23 protein-coding genes and 2 pseudogenes are annotated in these 12,891 nt (G+C 64.2%); 24 read left to right on the top strand and 1 reads right to left on the bottom strand.

Going from position 1 to position 12,891, the window contains the following annotated elements; translation table 11 throughout:
- The 24 genes and pseudogenes from WDA27_07570 to truA form a co-directional block, all read left to right on the top strand.
- A partial coding sequence (locus WDA27_07570) for a hypothetical protein (GenBank protein MFA5890793.1) occupies positions 1-181 on the top strand: 181 nt, incomplete at its 5' end.
- The gene (rplP, locus tag WDA27_07565; GenBank protein ID MFA5890792.1) at positions 182-598 is read left to right on the top strand and encodes a 50S ribosomal protein L16; all 417 of its coding nucleotides are present in this window, start codon (positions 182-184) and stop codon (positions 596-598) included. It begins immediately after the preceding gene.
- Positions 599-623: 25 nt separating this feature from the next.
- Complete coding sequence (gene rpmC / locus WDA27_07560; protein ID MFA5890791.1) at positions 624-845, top strand: 50S ribosomal protein L29; 222 nt, start codon at positions 624-626, stop codon at positions 843-845.
- On the top strand, positions 845-1,099 hold the full coding sequence (gene rpsQ, locus WDA27_07555; protein MFA5890790.1) for a 30S ribosomal protein S17: 255 nt from the start codon (positions 845-847) through the stop codon (positions 1,097-1,099). The genes rpmC and rpsQ overlap by 1 nt, the downstream gene beginning before the upstream one ends.
- Complete coding sequence (gene rplN / locus WDA27_07550) at positions 1,100-1,468, top strand: 50S ribosomal protein L14 (protein MFA5890789.1); 369 nt, start codon at positions 1,100-1,102, stop codon at positions 1,466-1,468.
- The gene (rplX, locus tag WDA27_07545) at positions 1,469-1,795 is read left to right on the top strand and encodes a 50S ribosomal protein L24 (protein ID MFA5890788.1); all 327 of its coding nucleotides are present in this window, start codon (positions 1,469-1,471) and stop codon (positions 1,793-1,795) included. It begins immediately after the preceding gene.
- Positions 1,795-2,370 carry a 50S ribosomal protein L5 gene (gene rplE / locus WDA27_07540; GenBank protein ID MFA5890787.1) on the top strand — a complete coding sequence of 192 codons (576 nt, stop codon included), beginning with the start codon at positions 1,795-1,797 and terminating at the stop codon, positions 2,368-2,370. Before rplX ends, rplE begins: the two co-directional genes overlap by 1 nt.
- Positions 2,370-2,555, top strand: coding sequence for a type Z 30S ribosomal protein S14 (locus tag WDA27_07535; protein ID MFA5890786.1), 186 nt, complete (start codon positions 2,370-2,372; stop codon positions 2,553-2,555). The genes rplE and WDA27_07535 overlap by 1 nt, the downstream gene beginning before the upstream one ends.
- Positions 2,556-2,561: 6 nt before the next feature.
- Entirely contained in the window at positions 2,562-2,960 is a 399-nt protein-coding gene (rpsH, locus tag WDA27_07530) for a 30S ribosomal protein S8 (protein MFA5890785.1), read from the top strand.
- A gap of 7 nt (positions 2,961-2,967) precedes the next feature.
- Positions 2,968-3,504 (top strand): 50S ribosomal protein L6, encoded by a 537-nt coding sequence (gene rplF / locus WDA27_07525; GenBank protein ID MFA5890784.1) that lies wholly within the window; start codon positions 2,968-2,970, stop codon positions 3,502-3,504.
- Positions 3,505-3,506: 2 nt separating this feature from the next.
- Positions 3,507-3,860 carry a 50S ribosomal protein L18 gene (gene rplR / locus WDA27_07520; GenBank protein ID MFA5890783.1) on the top strand — a complete coding sequence of 118 codons (354 nt, stop codon included), beginning with the start codon at positions 3,507-3,509 and terminating at the stop codon, positions 3,858-3,860.
- Between the two features lie 16 nt (positions 3,861-3,876).
- Positions 3,877-4,440 (top strand): 30S ribosomal protein S5, encoded by a 564-nt coding sequence (gene rpsE, locus WDA27_07515; protein ID MFA5890782.1) that lies wholly within the window; start codon positions 3,877-3,879, stop codon positions 4,438-4,440.
- The gene (rpmD, locus tag WDA27_07510) at positions 4,440-4,625 is read left to right on the top strand and encodes a 50S ribosomal protein L30 (protein ID MFA5890781.1); all 186 of its coding nucleotides are present in this window, start codon (positions 4,440-4,442) and stop codon (positions 4,623-4,625) included. The genes rpsE and rpmD overlap by 1 nt, the downstream gene beginning before the upstream one ends.
- A complete protein-coding gene (gene rplO, locus WDA27_07505) occupies positions 4,622-5,062 on the top strand; it encodes a 50S ribosomal protein L15 (GenBank protein ID MFA5890780.1) in 441 nt (146 codons plus the stop codon). Before rpmD ends, rplO begins: the two co-directional genes overlap by 4 nt.
- A gap of 17 nt (positions 5,063-5,079) precedes the next feature.
- Entirely contained in the window at positions 5,080-6,366 is a 1,287-nt protein-coding gene (gene secY / locus WDA27_07500) for a preprotein translocase subunit SecY (GenBank protein MFA5890779.1), read from the top strand.
- A 9-nt stretch (positions 6,367-6,375) separates the two neighbouring features.
- A complete protein-coding gene (locus WDA27_07495) occupies positions 6,376-7,023 on the top strand; it encodes an adenylate kinase (GenBank protein MFA5890778.1) in 648 nt (215 codons plus the stop codon).
- Positions 7,020-7,781, top strand: coding sequence for a type I methionyl aminopeptidase (map, locus tag WDA27_07490; protein ID MFA5890777.1), 762 nt, complete (start codon positions 7,020-7,022; stop codon positions 7,779-7,781). Before WDA27_07495 ends, map begins: the two co-directional genes overlap by 4 nt.
- A 150-nt stretch (positions 7,782-7,931) precedes the next feature.
- On the top strand, positions 7,932-8,045 hold the full coding sequence (gene rpmJ, locus WDA27_07485) for a 50S ribosomal protein L36 (GenBank protein MFA5890776.1): 114 nt from the start codon (positions 7,932-7,934) through the stop codon (positions 8,043-8,045).
- A gap of 11 nt (positions 8,046-8,056) precedes the next feature.
- Positions 8,057-8,440, top strand: a complete 384-nt coding sequence (gene rpsM, locus WDA27_07480; GenBank protein MFA5890775.1) for a 30S ribosomal protein S13 — start codon at positions 8,057-8,059, stop codon at positions 8,438-8,440.
- A 36-nt stretch (positions 8,441-8,476) separates the two neighbouring features.
- Complete coding sequence (rpsK, locus tag WDA27_07475; protein ID MFA5890774.1) at positions 8,477-8,863, top strand: 30S ribosomal protein S11; 387 nt, start codon at positions 8,477-8,479, stop codon at positions 8,861-8,863.
- 1 nt (position 8,864) lies between these two features.
- Positions 8,865-9,491 carry a 30S ribosomal protein S4 gene (rpsD, locus tag WDA27_07470; GenBank protein MFA5890773.1) on the top strand — a complete coding sequence of 209 codons (627 nt, stop codon included), beginning with the start codon at positions 8,865-8,867 and terminating at the stop codon, positions 9,489-9,491.
- Between the two features lie 98 nt (positions 9,492-9,589).
- A pseudogene (locus tag WDA27_07465) lies at positions 9,590-10,516 on the top strand (DNA-directed RNA polymerase subunit alpha).
- Between the two features lie 9 nt (positions 10,517-10,525).
- Positions 10,526-10,879: pseudogene (gene rplQ / locus WDA27_07460) on the top strand (50S ribosomal protein L17).
- 45 nt (positions 10,880-10,924) lie between these two features.
- Positions 10,925-11,671, top strand: coding sequence for a tRNA pseudouridine(38-40) synthase TruA (gene truA / locus WDA27_07455; protein MFA5890772.1), 747 nt, complete (start codon positions 10,925-10,927; stop codon positions 11,669-11,671).
- 15 nt (positions 11,672-11,686) lie between these two features.
- On the opposite strand, the gene WDA27_07450 is transcribed toward truA, so the two are convergent.
- A complete protein-coding gene (locus WDA27_07450; GenBank protein MFA5890771.1) occupies positions 11,687-12,574 on the bottom strand; it encodes a hypothetical protein in 888 nt (295 codons plus the stop codon).
- Between the last annotated feature and the right edge of the window lie 317 nt (positions 12,575-12,891).

Below are 12,891 nucleotides of genomic sequence, written 5' to 3'. Positions count from 1 at the left end.
CGGTGCCGGTGCTCCTCGCGGTGCCGGTGCAGGTCGCGGTGGTCCGGGTGCGGGTGCTCCTCGCGGTGCCGGTGGGCGTCCGACGGCCGACCGCCCGGCGGCTCCCGCGCCGAAGGCCGCTCCGGCGACCGAGGCTAAGCCTGCGGTTCCCGAAACCGGAAACGAGGGGGCGGGGGAGTAGATGCTCGCGCCGAAGAAGGTAAAGCACCGCAAGCAGCACCGCGGACACATGCGGGGGCTGGCGAAGGGCGGCACGAAGGTGTCCTTCGGGGATTTTGGGCTGCAGGCGATTGAGCCGTCGTGGGTGACCGCACGGCAGATCGAGGCCGCTCGTGTTGCGATGACGCGACACATGCGCCGTGGCGGCAAGGTGTGGATCAACATCTTCCCCGACAAGCCCTTCACGAAGAAGCCGGCCGAGACTCGGATGGGTTCGGGCAAGGGCAACCCCGAGGGATGGGTCGCTGTGGTCAAGCCCGGCCGGGTGATGTTCGAACTCGCCGGTGTTGACGAGGAGATCGCGCGCGAGGCCTTGCGGCTGGCGGCACACAAGCTGCCGTTGAAGACTCGGTTCGTGCGGCGCGAAGAGGGCGAATGATGGACCGGAAGGGCGAACGGACGCTATGAATCCGAACGAACTGCGACAGCTTTCGGACATCGAGCTCGACGGGAAGCTCGCCGAGGCGAAGGAAGAGTTGTTCAACCTTCGCTTTCAGTTAGTGACCGGTCAGCTGGACAACCCGATGCGGATCAAGCAGATGCGCAAGGAAGTTGCCCGGATTCTCACCGTCGTGCGCGAGCGTGAGCTCATGGCGCTCGAAGGTACCGGGACGGAGGAGGCATGATGGAACGGTCACGGCGGAAGACCCGCGTGGGCGTGGTCGTGAGCGACAAGATGGATAAGACCGTCGTGGTCGCGGTTCAGGACACGTTCCGGCATGCGCTGTATGGCAAGACACAGCGGCGCTTGACGAAGTACAAGGCGCACGACGAAGCGAACTCCTGCGGCGTGGGTGATCGTGTCCGCATCGCGGAGACGCGCCCGCTCTCGCGGACGAAGCGTTGGCGCGTTGCCGAGATCCTTGAGAAGGCGAAGTAGATGATCCAGCAAGAGAGCCGGTTGAAGGTTGCCGACAACACCGGCGCGCGGGAGATCCTGTGTATCCGTGTGCTGGGTGGCTCCGGCCGTCGCTATGCGCGAATCGGAGACATCATCGTTGCGACAGTCAAGGACGCGCTTCCCGGGGCGCCTGTCAAGAAGGGCGAGGTCGTCAAGGCCGTCGTCGTGCGCACGAAGAAGGAGCGCCGTCGCCCGGACGGGTCGTACATCCGCTTCGACGAGAACGCTGCGGTGCTGATCAACGACCAGATGAACCCCAGGGGGACCCGTATTTTCGGCCCCGTGGCTCGAGAACTGAGAGACAAGCGCTTTATGAAGATCATCTCGCTGGCTCCGGAGGTGCTCTAGATGTCGGCATCCAAGATCCGCAAGAACGACATCGTCCAGGTCATCTCGGGTAAGGACCGGGGCAAGCAAGGTCGCGTGGTGCGCGTGTACCCGGCACGCAACGCGGTCATGGTCGAGGGCGTCAACCAGGTGAAGCGCCATGAGCGCGTTCGCCCGGCGCAAGGACGCTCGGGCGTGACCGGCGGGATCATCACCAAGGAAATGCCCGTAGATGTTTCCAACGTTGCTCTGCTTTGTTCTTCGTGCAGCGCGCCGACTCGGGTCGGCTTCGACGTTTCCGCCGAGGGCAAGCAGCGTGTCTGTAAGAAGTGTGGGGCGAGGATCTGATGACGGATACATCCACGACCACCGTTCCGCGGCTAAAGCAGCGGTATCGCGACGAGATCCGTCCGTCCTTGAAGGACTCGATTGGTCTCGCGAACGTGATGCAGGTGCCGCGTCCGGTCAAGGTCACGATAAACATGGGCGTGGGCGAAGCCATCAAGGACGCCAAGCTCATCGAGGGCGCGACGAAAGATCTCGAGATCATCTCGGGCCAGAAGCCGTTGGTGACGAAGGCGCGCAAGTCCATCGCTGCGTTCAAGCTCCGTGAGGGGCAGGCGATCGGCGTGAAGGTGACGTTGCGAGGCGATCGTATGTGGGAGTTTCTCGACCGACTCCTGTCGGTCGCTTTGCCTCGTATCCGCGACTTCCGCGGTTTGCCGACCAAGATGGACGGCTCAGGGAACTACACCTTCGGAGTAACGGAGCAGTTGATCTTTCCCGAGATCGACTACGACAGGGTGACGAAGGTCCGAGGGATGGACATCACGGTGGTAACGACGGCGGAGAACGACGAGCACGGGCGCGCCTTGCTGCGCGAGCTCGGGTTTCCCTTCCGCGACATGAAGGCGGAGATCTGATGGCGAAGACCGCGTTGATTGAGAAGCAGAAGCGTCCGGCGAAGTTCTCCGCCCGCGCGTACAACCGGTGCAAGCGCTGCGGCCGACCGCGCGCCTATTACCGCGCGTTCTGCCTGTGCCGGATTTGCTTGCGGCAGCTGGCGCATTCGGGCGAGCTGCCCGGTATCACGAAGGCGAGCTGGTGATCTGAGATGACGATGACCGATCCGATCGCCGACATGCTTACGCGGATCCGCAACGCCACCACGGCGGGCAAGGACTCCACGCTCATGCCGTCGTCCAAACTGAAGGTCGCGATCTCCGACATCCTGCGCCGCGAGGGTTACATCGAGGATTTCGATGTGGCCGGCGGCGAGCAGGGACCGCAGCTCACGATCAAGTTGAAGTACGGCCCGAACCGCGAGCGCACGATCGTTGGGATCAAGCGGATTTCGAAGCCGGGATTGCGCGTGTACGCGCACCACGACTCGTTGCCGCGCGTTCTTGGCGGACTTGGTATCGCTATTCTTTCGACGGCCAAGGGTTTGATGACGGACAGACAGGCGGCGAAGGCCGGCACCGGCGGCGAAGTCCTTTGTTACGTGTGGTGATGGTGAGATGAGCAGAATTGGAAAGAATCCGATCACCGTTCCCAGCGGTGTCGATGTCGAGGTCTCCGGAACAAGGGTGACGGTCAAGGGTCCCAAGGGGACGCTCGAGCGCGACATTCACGCCGACATGAGCTTGGTGCGCGAGGGGGATACCCTGCGAGTCGAGCGTCCGAGCGATGGACGCACGCACCGGTCGCTGCACGGACTGACCCGGACGCTCGTGGCCAACATGGTTCAGGGCGTGACGGAGGGCTACTTCAAGGTGTTGGAGATTCAGGGCGTCGGGTACCGCGCATCGGCCAAGGGCGATGACCTCGAAGTGCTCGTCGGCTTCAGTCACCCGGTGCTGGTTCCAGCTCCCGAGGGGATCTTGTTCACGGTCGAGACGCCGACGAAGATCATCGTAAGCGGAACGGATAAGCAGGCCGTCGGTCAGGTGGCGGCGAACATCCGCGCGCTTCGTCCGCCGGACCCCTACAAGGGCAAGGGCATTCGCTATCAGGGCGAGTACGTCCGACGCAAGGCCGGAAAGGCAGCGAAGTAGAGATGGCGCTGAAGAAGGTGGAGGCCCGTACGCGCCGGCATGCGCGCGTTCGCAAGCAGGTGGTCGGGAGTGCGCAGCGCCCGCGGTTGGCGGTGTTTCGCTCGAACCGGCACATCTACGCACAGGTCATCGATGATCTGCGCGGCCACACGATCGCATCCGCGTCGGCGCTGGACCCCGAGATTGCCAAGGACGGGAACAAGAGCACCGTGTCCAAGGCCGTAGGGTTACTAGTCGGCAAGCGCGCGCTCGCGTCGGGGGTCGAGGCTGTCGTCTTCGACCGCGGAGGCTTTCGCTTCCAGGGGCGCGTTCGCGAGTTGGCTGAAGGCGCTCGCGAAGCTGGATTGAAGTTCTAGGGAGGAGTCACACCACATGGTGGAGCGTCGTCGTTCGGGACCGGATCAGGATCCGGGAGCCCCGCAGTTCGAGGAGCGCGTCGTCACGATCAACCGCGTGGCGAAGGTCGTAAAGGGAGGCCGACGCTTCTCGTTCACGGCGCTCGTCGTCGTCGGAGACCGCAGCGGCAGAGTCGGTGTGGGGTACGGCAAGGCGAAGGAAGTCCCCGCCGCTATTCAGAAGGGCATCGACATCGCGAAGCGCTCGATGTTTCGCGTTCCCATGGTGGGGGCTACGATTCCCCACGAGATTACCGGTGAGCACGGCGCCGGTCGCGTGATGCTGAAGCCGGCGTCACCGGGTACCGGGATCATCGCCGGCGGTCCGGTGCGCGCAGTACTTGAGTGCGCTGGGATTTCCGACATCCTGTCGAAGTCGTTGGGCAGCGGGAACCCGATCAACATCGTGCACGCCGTTGAGTCAGGATTGCGGTCTCTGCGCTTGCCTGAAGATGTGGCGCGCGACCGCGGTCTGCCGCTCGAGCGTGTCGCGCCGCGGCGGATGCTCGAGGCGATTCGCGCGGCCGAGGCGAGTGCGTGATGGCGAAGATCAAGGTTACGCTGCGGCGCGGGCTGATCGGGTGTACTGAGCGTCAGCGTGAGACGGTCCGCTCTCTCGGGCTTCGTAAGATTCGCCAGAGCGTCGTGCGCGACGACACGCCTCAGGCGCGCGGCGCCGTGCGTGCGGTCGCGCACCTGGTTGAGGTCGAGGAGGTTTCGCAGTGAAGCTGCATCATCTGCGTCCGGCACCGGGCGCACACAAGAAAGCAACGCGAGTCGGTCGCGGTCACGGGTCCGGCAAGGGCAAGACGTCCGGTCGTGGAACGAAGGGTACCGGCGCGCGCACGACCGTCCATCCGTGGTTCGAGGGCGGCCAGATGCCGCTGCACCGCCGTCTGCCCAAGCTGGGCGGGTTCTCGAACGCACGCTTCAAGGTCGAGTACGAGCCCGTGAACGTCGAGTCGTTGAATGCCTTCGCTGCAGGGACGGTGGTCGACCCGGATGCGCTTCGCGCCAAGGGCGTGGTGCGCAAGAGCCGCGGAGCGATCAAGATCCTGGGTAGGGGAGAGGTGACCGTGCCCTTGACGGTTAAGGCCGCGGCGTTCAGTGAGTCCGCCAAGGCCAAGATCACGGCCGCAGGCGGCACCGTCGAGGTGATCTAGGCAGAAAGGCCCAAGTCGTGCTCAGCGCGTTTCGAAACGCCTTCAAGATCCCCGACCTGCGGAACAAGATCCTGTTCACGCTTTTGATCATCGGCGTGTACCGGCTGGGGTCGCACATCCCGTTGCCCGGCGTAGACGTGACCAAGATCGAAGAGCTCCAGAGGCAAGCGGAGCAAAGCGGCGGCGTCTACACGCTGATCAACTTGTTCTCTGGTGGCGCATTGACTCGGTTCGCGATCTTTGCGCTCGGGATCATGCCGTACATCACCTCCTCGATCATCATGCAGTTGCTTACGGTGGTTATTCCGAAGCTTGAAGCGCTGCAAAAGGAAGGCGAACTCGGCCGCAAGAAGATCACCCAGTACACGCGTTACATGACCGTGGTGCTTTCCTTGCTGCAGTCCCTGGGGATCGTCGTCACGGCGAACAGCGGGAACCTGTTCCCAGGCATCCGCGACATGTTCACGAACCTGACCGTTGGTCGCACTTTCCTGATCGTTTTGACGCTGACGGCGGGAACGGCACTCATCATGTGGCTCGGCGAGTTGATCACGCAGCGGGGGATCGGCAACGGTATGTCGCTGCTTATCTTCGCCTCGATCATCGCTTCGCTGCCGGGGAACGCGACCTCGCTCTGGGCGAGTGCGGGGCCGGCGAAGGGGTCCGTCTTCATCGCTTTGGGTATGGCGATTGTCCTTACGGTCGTGTTGGTCGAGCAGGCCCAGCGCAGAATCCCGGTGCAATACGCCAAACGCGTGGTGGGGCGAAAGACGATGGGCGGCGGGTCTACCTACATTCCCATGAAGGTCAACCAAGCGGGGGTCATCCCGATCATCTTCGCCTCGTCGCTGCTGTACTTGCCTGTTCTGGCGGCGACGATCGTGCAGAACAACACGTTCAAGAACTTCATCGATCGCCACTTCGCCAGCGGAACGAGCTTCTGGTACGTGGTGGCGTATTTCGTCCTCATCATCTTCTTCACGTATTTCTACACCGCGATCACGTTCAACCCGACCGACGTTGCCGACAACATGAAGAAATACGGTGGGTTCGTTCCCGGCATCCGTCCGGGGCGTCCCACGGCCGACTACCTTGACCACATTCTGACCCGCATCACGCTTCCGGGAGCGATGTTCCTCGGATCGATCGCGGTGCTGCCGTTCATTGCGCAGGGGGCCTGGAACGTGACTTCGTTCCCCTTCGCGGGAACGGCCGTGCTGATCATGGTCGGGGTCGGTCTCGAAACGATGAAGCAGATCGAATCTCAACTGATGATGCGTCATTACGAAGGGTTCCTGAAGTAGGAGTTCTCGATGCGACTGATCTTGCTTGGCCCTCCGGGGGCCGGGAAGGGAACGCAGGCGGTCGGGCTCGCCGCGCGGTACGGAGTGCCGCACATTGCGACTGGAGACCTGTTGCGTGCAGCGGTAAAGAACCAGACTGGTATTGGGCTGCGCGCGAAGTCGTACATGGACATGGGCGAGTTGGTTCCGGACGAGGTCGTGCTCGAGTTGTTGCGCGCGCGCTTGTCGGAGCCTGATGCGGCCGCGGGGTTCTTGTTGGATGGGTTCCCCAGGACTGTTCCGCAGGCCGACGCACTGGATGCCAGCCTCTCCGAGATCGGCGCGCCGCTGGATGTGGTCGTGGATCTAGAGGTCCCCGACGCGGAGATTGTCGAGCGATTGTCGGCCCGTTGGTCCTGCCCTGCATGTGCTCGGATCTTCAACCTCAAATCGAGCCCTCCTCGGACGTCCGGGACGTGTGATGACGACGGGGAGGTGCTTTTCCAGAGAAGCGACGATACGCCGGGAGTTATCTGGAAGCGGCTCGAGGTATTCCACCGCCAGACCGCGCCGCTGATTGCGTCTTACGAGGCTTGGGGCCTGTTGCGCCGGGTAGACGGCACGGGAGATACGGCCGAAGTGCAGGAGCGCATTGCCAAGGAGCTCGACGCCGGATGATCATCCGAAAGCGCCCGGCGGAGATTGCGAAGATGCGTCAGGCCGGCCGAGTCGTCGCCGAGACGCTCGCGGCCGTCCGATCGGAGATCAGGGCCGGCGTGACGACTGCGCACCTGGATGAGGTCGCCGAGCGAGAGATTCGCGCGCGCGGGGCGATTCCGTCGTTCAAGGGGTACCGCGGGTTCCCCGCGACGATCTGCACATCGCTGAACACCGAGATCGTGCACGGAATCCCCGGAGAAGTCGTTTTGAAGGACGGAGATTTGGTGAAGGTGGATTGCGGTGCGATCGCTGAGGGGTACCACGGCGACGCCGCGATCACGGTCCCGGTTGGGGAGCCGGATCCCGAGGCTGCGCGGCTCATGGACGCGACCAGGCGCGCGCTGGAGGCAGGGATTGATGCGGTTCGTCCGGGCGCGCGCATCGGCGACATCGGAGCAGCCGTCCAGGCTGTGGCCGAGGGGGCGGGGTTCTCCGTCGTTCGCGAATACGTCGGGCACGGGATCGGGCGCGCGCTGCATGAAGACCCGCCGGTCCCCAATCACGGCCAGGCCGGCAAAGGATTCCCTTTGGACGAAGGGATGGTCATCGCGATCGAGCCGATGATCAACGTCGGGGGATACCAGACTAGGCTGTTGGCCGACGGTTGGACCGTGGTGACTGCGGACGGTACCCGCTCTGCTCACTTTGAGCACACAGTGGCCGTCACCGCCGACGGACACGAGGTTCTCACAGAGACGGCCCGGGGGCGCGAATGACCGGGGCGAAAAACACTGCTACCATGCTTGGTCGGCTCCGAAACAGGGTCGCCGTGCTGGCTGCTGGAGTGGATAGGCGGGGCGCGGAGCAGGTATCGGCTCTGTGTGGCGAGCAATGAAAATTGAGGCGCGAAGGAAATCGAGGCTGCGATGAAAGTCCGTCCGAGCGTTCGCAAGATGTGTGAGAAGTGCAAGGTGATCCGGCGCGCGGGTCGGGTCATGGTGATTTGTTCCAACCCACGCCACAAGCAGCGACAGGGATAGGGAGAGAGCGGATGGCTCGTATCGCAGGAGTCGACCTTCCCCGTGACAAGCGGGTGGAAGTCGCGCTGACCTACATCTTCGGTGTCGGTCCGACACTGGCGAAGCGAACTTTGGCTGCGACACAGGTGGAACCGTCGCGGCGGGTGCGCGACCTCACCGATGAAGAGGTCGTGCGGCTTCGCGAGTGGATCGACGCAAACTTCAAGGTGGAAGGTGATCTGCGCCGGCAGGTTTCCACCGACATCAAGCGCAAGGTCGAGATCAACTGTTACCAGGGCATCCGGCATCGTCGCGGACTTCCGGTCCGGGGGCAGCGCACGCACACCAACGCGCGCACGCGCAAGGGCCCGAAGAAGACGGTCGCGGGCTCGAAGAAGGTTCGGTCCAAGAAGTGATCCGAATCGCAACGGTAGTCGGGATCAGGAGGGTACGTGGCGAAGCCCAAGCGCAGTAAGCGCAAGGAGAAGAAGAATATTCCCCACGGTCAGGCGCACATCAAGTCCACGTTCAACAACACGATCGTGACCATCACCGACCCGCAGGGTCACACGATCTCGTGGGCGTCGAGTGGCAACGTGGGGTTCAAGGGCTCTCGCAAGTCGACTCCCTTTGCTGCGCAGCTGGCGGCCGAGGCCGCGGCGAAGCGCGCGATGGAGCACGGCGTGCGCCGCGTGGACGTGTTCGTGAAGGGACCGGGTTCCGGCCGTGAGACGGCGATTCGCTCGCTGGCGGCGGCGGGCCTGGAGGTTGCCGGGATTCAAGACGTAACGCCGGTGCCGCACAACGGGTGTCGGCCGCCGCGTCGTAGGAGGGTCTGAGGTGGCGCGCTACACCGATGCGGATTGCCGCCTGTGCCGGCGGGAGAAGATCAAGCTGTTCCTGAAGGGCACCAAGTGCGAGACTCCCAAGTGCCCGATCGAGTCTCGGCCGTTCCCGCCGGGCCAGCACGGGCGTGGCCGTACGAAGGACACCGAGTACGCACTGCAGCTTCGCGAGAAGCAGCGCGCGCGCCGGATCTACGGCGTCTTGGAGCGGCAGTTCCGTAACTACTACGAGGAAGCGACTCGCCTGCAGGGGATGACCGGGGAGAACCTGCTCCGCCTGCTCGAGTCTCGCTTGGACAACGTCGTGTACCGCGCGGGCTTTGCGCTGTCGCGAGACCAAGCGCGTCAACTGGTCCTCCACGGGCACGTGGAGCGCAACGGCCGCCGCGCGAGCATTCCGTCGATGCGGGTGTGTCCGGGCGACGTCATCTCGATCGGCGCGAAGAGCAGGCACATCCAACCCGTGTTGCACTCGGTGGCGGTCAATGAGACTCGTCCGCCGGCGGAGTGGCTCGGCGTGGAGAAAGAGGCGCTGACTGCAACGGTTCGCCACTTGCCGACGCGCGACCAGATCGACCTGCCGGTGCGGGAGCGGATGATTGTGGAGCTGTACTCGAAGTGATCGTTCGGGGAGGCATCGTCGAGGCGCATGACGCGCAGTTCACTTTGAGTCGTCGGGCCGTCGGGCCGCGGCCGATGGGTGCATAGGGAGGAAGTCCGTTGCTTATCGTCCACAGACCGCAGATCGTCGAAGAGCCGTTGACCGAAACGCGGTGGAAGTTCGCGATTGAACCGCTGGAGCCGGGCTTTGGATACACGCTCGGCAACTCGCTCCGTCGGACGCTGCTGTCCTCCATCCCGGGCGCGGCGGTGACGCAGATTCGCATCGAGGGAGTCCTGCACGAGTTCTCCGCTATTGCCGGTGTCAAGGAAGATGTCACCGACATCATTCTCAACATCAAGGATCTCGTACTGCGCAGTGAGCACCCCGAGCCGGTGCCGGTCTTCCTGCGCGCGCAGGGTCCGAAAGACGTTGTTGCCGGCGACATCGAAGTGCCGGCCGGCATCGAGATTCTCAATCCGGATCTGCGCATCGCGACGCTGAACAAGAAAGCTCGGCTGGACATGGAACTGATCGTCGAGCAGGGTCGTGGATACGTGACCGGCGAGCGCAACAAGCGCACGTCCGACACGATCGGCGTGATCCCGATCGACTCGATCTTCTCGCCTGTTCGCCGGGTTTCGTACGCCGTTGAGCACACACGTGTTGAGCAGATGACGAACTACGACAAGCTCATCCTCGACATCGACACCAACGGCGCCATCACTCCGAAGGAGGCTCTCGCCGCCGCCGGACACACGCTCGTCGATCTGCTCGGACTCGTTGCGGAGCTGTCGGAGGCTCAAGCGTTGACCCTCGGGCCTTCTCCGGAGGAGGCCGCGCGCGCGTCGGACCTCGCCCTGGAGATCGAGGAACTCGACTTCTCGGTGCGGTCATACAACTGCCTCAAGCGCGAGGGCGTGGCAACGGTCGGAGACCTTGTTCAGCGCACCGAGCAAGACTTGCTGGACATTCGCAACTTCGGGCAGAAGTCCATCGACGAGGTCAAGCAGAAGCTGGCCGAGATGGGCCTGTCGCTCAGGGAGGGCTAGGTCGTGCCGACACCGAAGAAGGGGGCTCGGCTCGGATCGGGCCCGGCTCATCAGAAGCTCATGCTTGCAGGGCTTTGCTCGTCGCTGTTCCGCGACGGTCGCGTGCAAACGACGGAGGCGCGCGCTAAGGCGATGCGCCCCCTCGCCGAGCGCATGATCACCTTTGCCAAGCGAGGCGATATCGCGGCGCGTCGTCGAGTGCTCAAGATCGTCACGGACAAGGGCATCGTGCACAAGCTGTTTGCCGAGATCGGCCCCCAGTTCGCGTCGCGCGAGGGTGGGTACACCCGCATCGTGAAGACCGGGTACCGCAAGGGCGACTCGGCTCCGATGGCGCTTATCGAATTGGTCGGCGAGGAAACGGGCAAGTAGGTCGTAATCCCGTATCCGGGCGAGAATGCGATGAAGATCGCGCTCGTCGTCGCCTACGACGGAACCGACTTCCACGGCTTTGCGCGTCAACCCGACGTGCGCTCCGTCCAAGGCGTGCTCGACGACCGCCTGACAGCGCTTTTGCGCGCGCCCGTTTCCACGACCGGAGCCGGCCGTACCGACGCCGGTGTCCACGCAAACGGTCAGGTGGTGTCTTTCTCCGCTCGCGAAGGCACGCGGCCGGAGTGGGTGTGCGAGCGACTCAACCGCTGGCTTGCCCCGGAGATACTTGTGCGCGCGGCCGCAGAAGTTCCCGACACCTTCGATGCGCGCTTTTCGGCGGTGCGGCGGTCCTACGAGTACCGGGCATACCTTGGCGACGCCCCCGACCCTTTCCGAGACCGGTTCGCGCTACATGTGCTGTCGCCCGTGTCGGTGCCCAAGATGCGCGTCGGCGTGCGCGCGCTGGTCGGGGAGCACGACTTCACCTCGTACTGCCGACGCGGCCAGGGTGGGCCTGTCCGTAGGGTCCGCTCGATCCGCATCGTCCCCGCCGGATCCGACATCACCTTTAAGGTCTCAGCCGACTCGTTTTGCCATCAGATGGTGCGCTCGATCGTGGGGATGCTGCTGGAGGTCGGACGAGGACGGCGCGCGGTTGAGGATGTGGAGCGCGCGCTCGCCGCACGCGATCGCGCCGCGGCCGGTCCGGTGGCTCCGGCGCGCGGCCTGCACTTCATGGAGGTCGGCTATCCCCGCAACCCGTTTGCGCGCTGACGAGTCCGGTGGCCGTCACTCCTCGCAGGCGAGGTGCACTTCCGCCGAGCCGATCTTGCCGACCATCTCTCCACGGTGCGGCGGGGGCAGCTCCCGATTTCGGACCACGACCCACAGCATGGTGGGTTTTTCTGGGTTCGCGTCGGGGAATCCGTAGGTTTCGCGAGCGTCGAGCCAGCCTTGTTCGCCCGCGAAGGTCCGTAACCTCTCGACATAGTCCCCGGAAGCAGCCACGTAGAGGCGCCCAACGTCTTGCGGATACAGGATGGCGGTCACCTGGCTCGACCCAACGCGCCGATCCGGGAGATCGCGCCTGCCGGAGAAGACATTCGGCGTCCGCGAGGGATCGAGGACGGCCACGTAGCCTTCGAGCGTGAGCTGGAAGGTGTTCTTCTTCCCGGACAGATCCACGACGATCGTGCGCGCCTTGGCGCGCGCCCACGACAGCGGGATGTCGATGGTCGAGGACGTGACTTGAATCGCCCCGCCGCACACCGAGCCACGCTTGCCCTCTGTGCGGTCGAACCCCTGGATCGTTGCCTGCAGATCTTCCTTCAGGCGCTTGGAGACCTCGAGGGGACCGACAGAGCCGCAGGTGCTGGGCAATCCAAACGCGCTGAAGCGCAACTGCAACTTGCGTGTTGATCCGTTACGCGGCGTCCTCAATCCAAGCAGGACCTCGTCGGGGACATGGCGCCGGGTGGGGATGCTCGAGGGGGAGGCCGAGGGGCTGGGCGCGGGGCGGGGCGTCTCTGTCGCCGACGTCGTCGTCGATGCGGTGACGCTCTCAGACGGCCGGGACTCCGAGGGTGCGACCAGCGGCGCCGCGCGCGGGACCTTGCTGCCGCAGGCGACCATGGAGATCAGCGTGGCGCAGGCCAGCGCCGCAATCGGACGTCTCATCTCTTCCCCCCGATCCCGTGTTGCAGATATGTCCCATTCGTAACCCACGGCGGCGTTGAGGGCAAGGGGTGTCGTTCCTCGGTGCGAGCGCGGTCTCGGATGGCATCCCCCCCTTGACAAGCGCGCACGCCCTATTTTCGGTGTCGGGGCTCCTTCCACTGCTCCTCGGTCGGCGGCCTCCCGCGTGGTAGCAGCGCATCCGACCGGGTCTTGCGCCGCGGCCCATTGCACCCTACTTTCCCCCTACAGAAATGCCTGCGTCACATGCGGCCGCTTACTGCGACTGCACGTGCGTATGGCGGACAGGAAAGGCGGAG

The sequence above is a fragment of the Actinomycetota bacterium genome (assembly GCA_041658565.1).
Taxonomy (GTDB): Bacteria; Actinomycetota; AC-67; order AC-67; family AC-67; genus JBAZZY01.
Note: the sequence above shows the minus strand (reverse complement) of the source record. Positions and strands in the feature narration are given on the sequence as shown.

What these genes read in the sequence shown, in the direction of transcription:
- rplP (MFA5890792.1), top strand. Translation starts at nt 182, where the DNA reads ATGCTCGCGCCGAAGAAGGTAAAGCACCGCAAGCAGCACCGCGGACAC.
- rpmC (MFA5890791.1), top strand. Translation starts at nt 624, where the DNA reads ATGAATCCGAACGAACTGCGACAGCTTTCGGACATCGAGCTCGACGGG.
- rpsQ (MFA5890790.1), top strand. Translation starts at nt 845, where the DNA reads ATGGAACGGTCACGGCGGAAGACCCGCGTGGGCGTGGTCGTGAGCGAC.
- rplN (MFA5890789.1), top strand. Translation starts at nt 1,100, where the DNA reads ATGATCCAGCAAGAGAGCCGGTTGAAGGTTGCCGACAACACCGGCGCG.
- rplX (MFA5890788.1), top strand. Translation starts at nt 1,469, where the DNA reads ATGTCGGCATCCAAGATCCGCAAGAACGACATCGTCCAGGTCATCTCG.
- rplE (MFA5890787.1), top strand. Translation starts at nt 1,795, where the DNA reads ATGACGGATACATCCACGACCACCGTTCCGCGGCTAAAGCAGCGGTAT.
- WDA27_07535 (MFA5890786.1), top strand. Translation starts at nt 2,370, where the DNA reads ATGGCGAAGACCGCGTTGATTGAGAAGCAGAAGCGTCCGGCGAAGTTC.
- rpsH (MFA5890785.1), top strand. Translation starts at nt 2,562, where the DNA reads ATGACGATGACCGATCCGATCGCCGACATGCTTACGCGGATCCGCAAC.
- rplF (MFA5890784.1), top strand. Translation starts at nt 2,968, where the DNA reads ATGAGCAGAATTGGAAAGAATCCGATCACCGTTCCCAGCGGTGTCGAT.
- rplR (MFA5890783.1), top strand. Translation starts at nt 3,507, where the DNA reads ATGGCGCTGAAGAAGGTGGAGGCCCGTACGCGCCGGCATGCGCGCGTT.
- rpsE (MFA5890782.1), top strand. Translation starts at nt 3,877, where the DNA reads ATGGTGGAGCGTCGTCGTTCGGGACCGGATCAGGATCCGGGAGCCCCG.
- rpmD (MFA5890781.1), top strand. Translation starts at nt 4,440, where the DNA reads ATGGCGAAGATCAAGGTTACGCTGCGGCGCGGGCTGATCGGGTGTACT.
- WDA27_07495 (MFA5890778.1), top strand. Translation starts at nt 6,376, where the DNA reads ATGCGACTGATCTTGCTTGGCCCTCCGGGGGCCGGGAAGGGAACGCAG.
- map (MFA5890777.1), top strand. Translation starts at nt 7,020, where the DNA reads ATGATCATCCGAAAGCGCCCGGCGGAGATTGCGAAGATGCGTCAGGCC.
- rpmJ (MFA5890776.1), top strand. Translation starts at nt 7,932, where the DNA reads ATGAAAGTCCGTCCGAGCGTTCGCAAGATGTGTGAGAAGTGCAAGGTG.
- rpsM (MFA5890775.1), top strand. Translation starts at nt 8,057, where the DNA reads ATGGCTCGTATCGCAGGAGTCGACCTTCCCCGTGACAAGCGGGTGGAA.
- truA (MFA5890772.1), top strand. Translation starts at nt 10,925, where the DNA reads ATGAAGATCGCGCTCGTCGTCGCCTACGACGGAACCGACTTCCACGGC.
- WDA27_07450 (MFA5890771.1), bottom strand. Translation starts at nt 12,574, where the DNA reads ATGAGACGTCCGATTGCGGCGCTGGCCTGCGCCACGCTGATCTCCATG.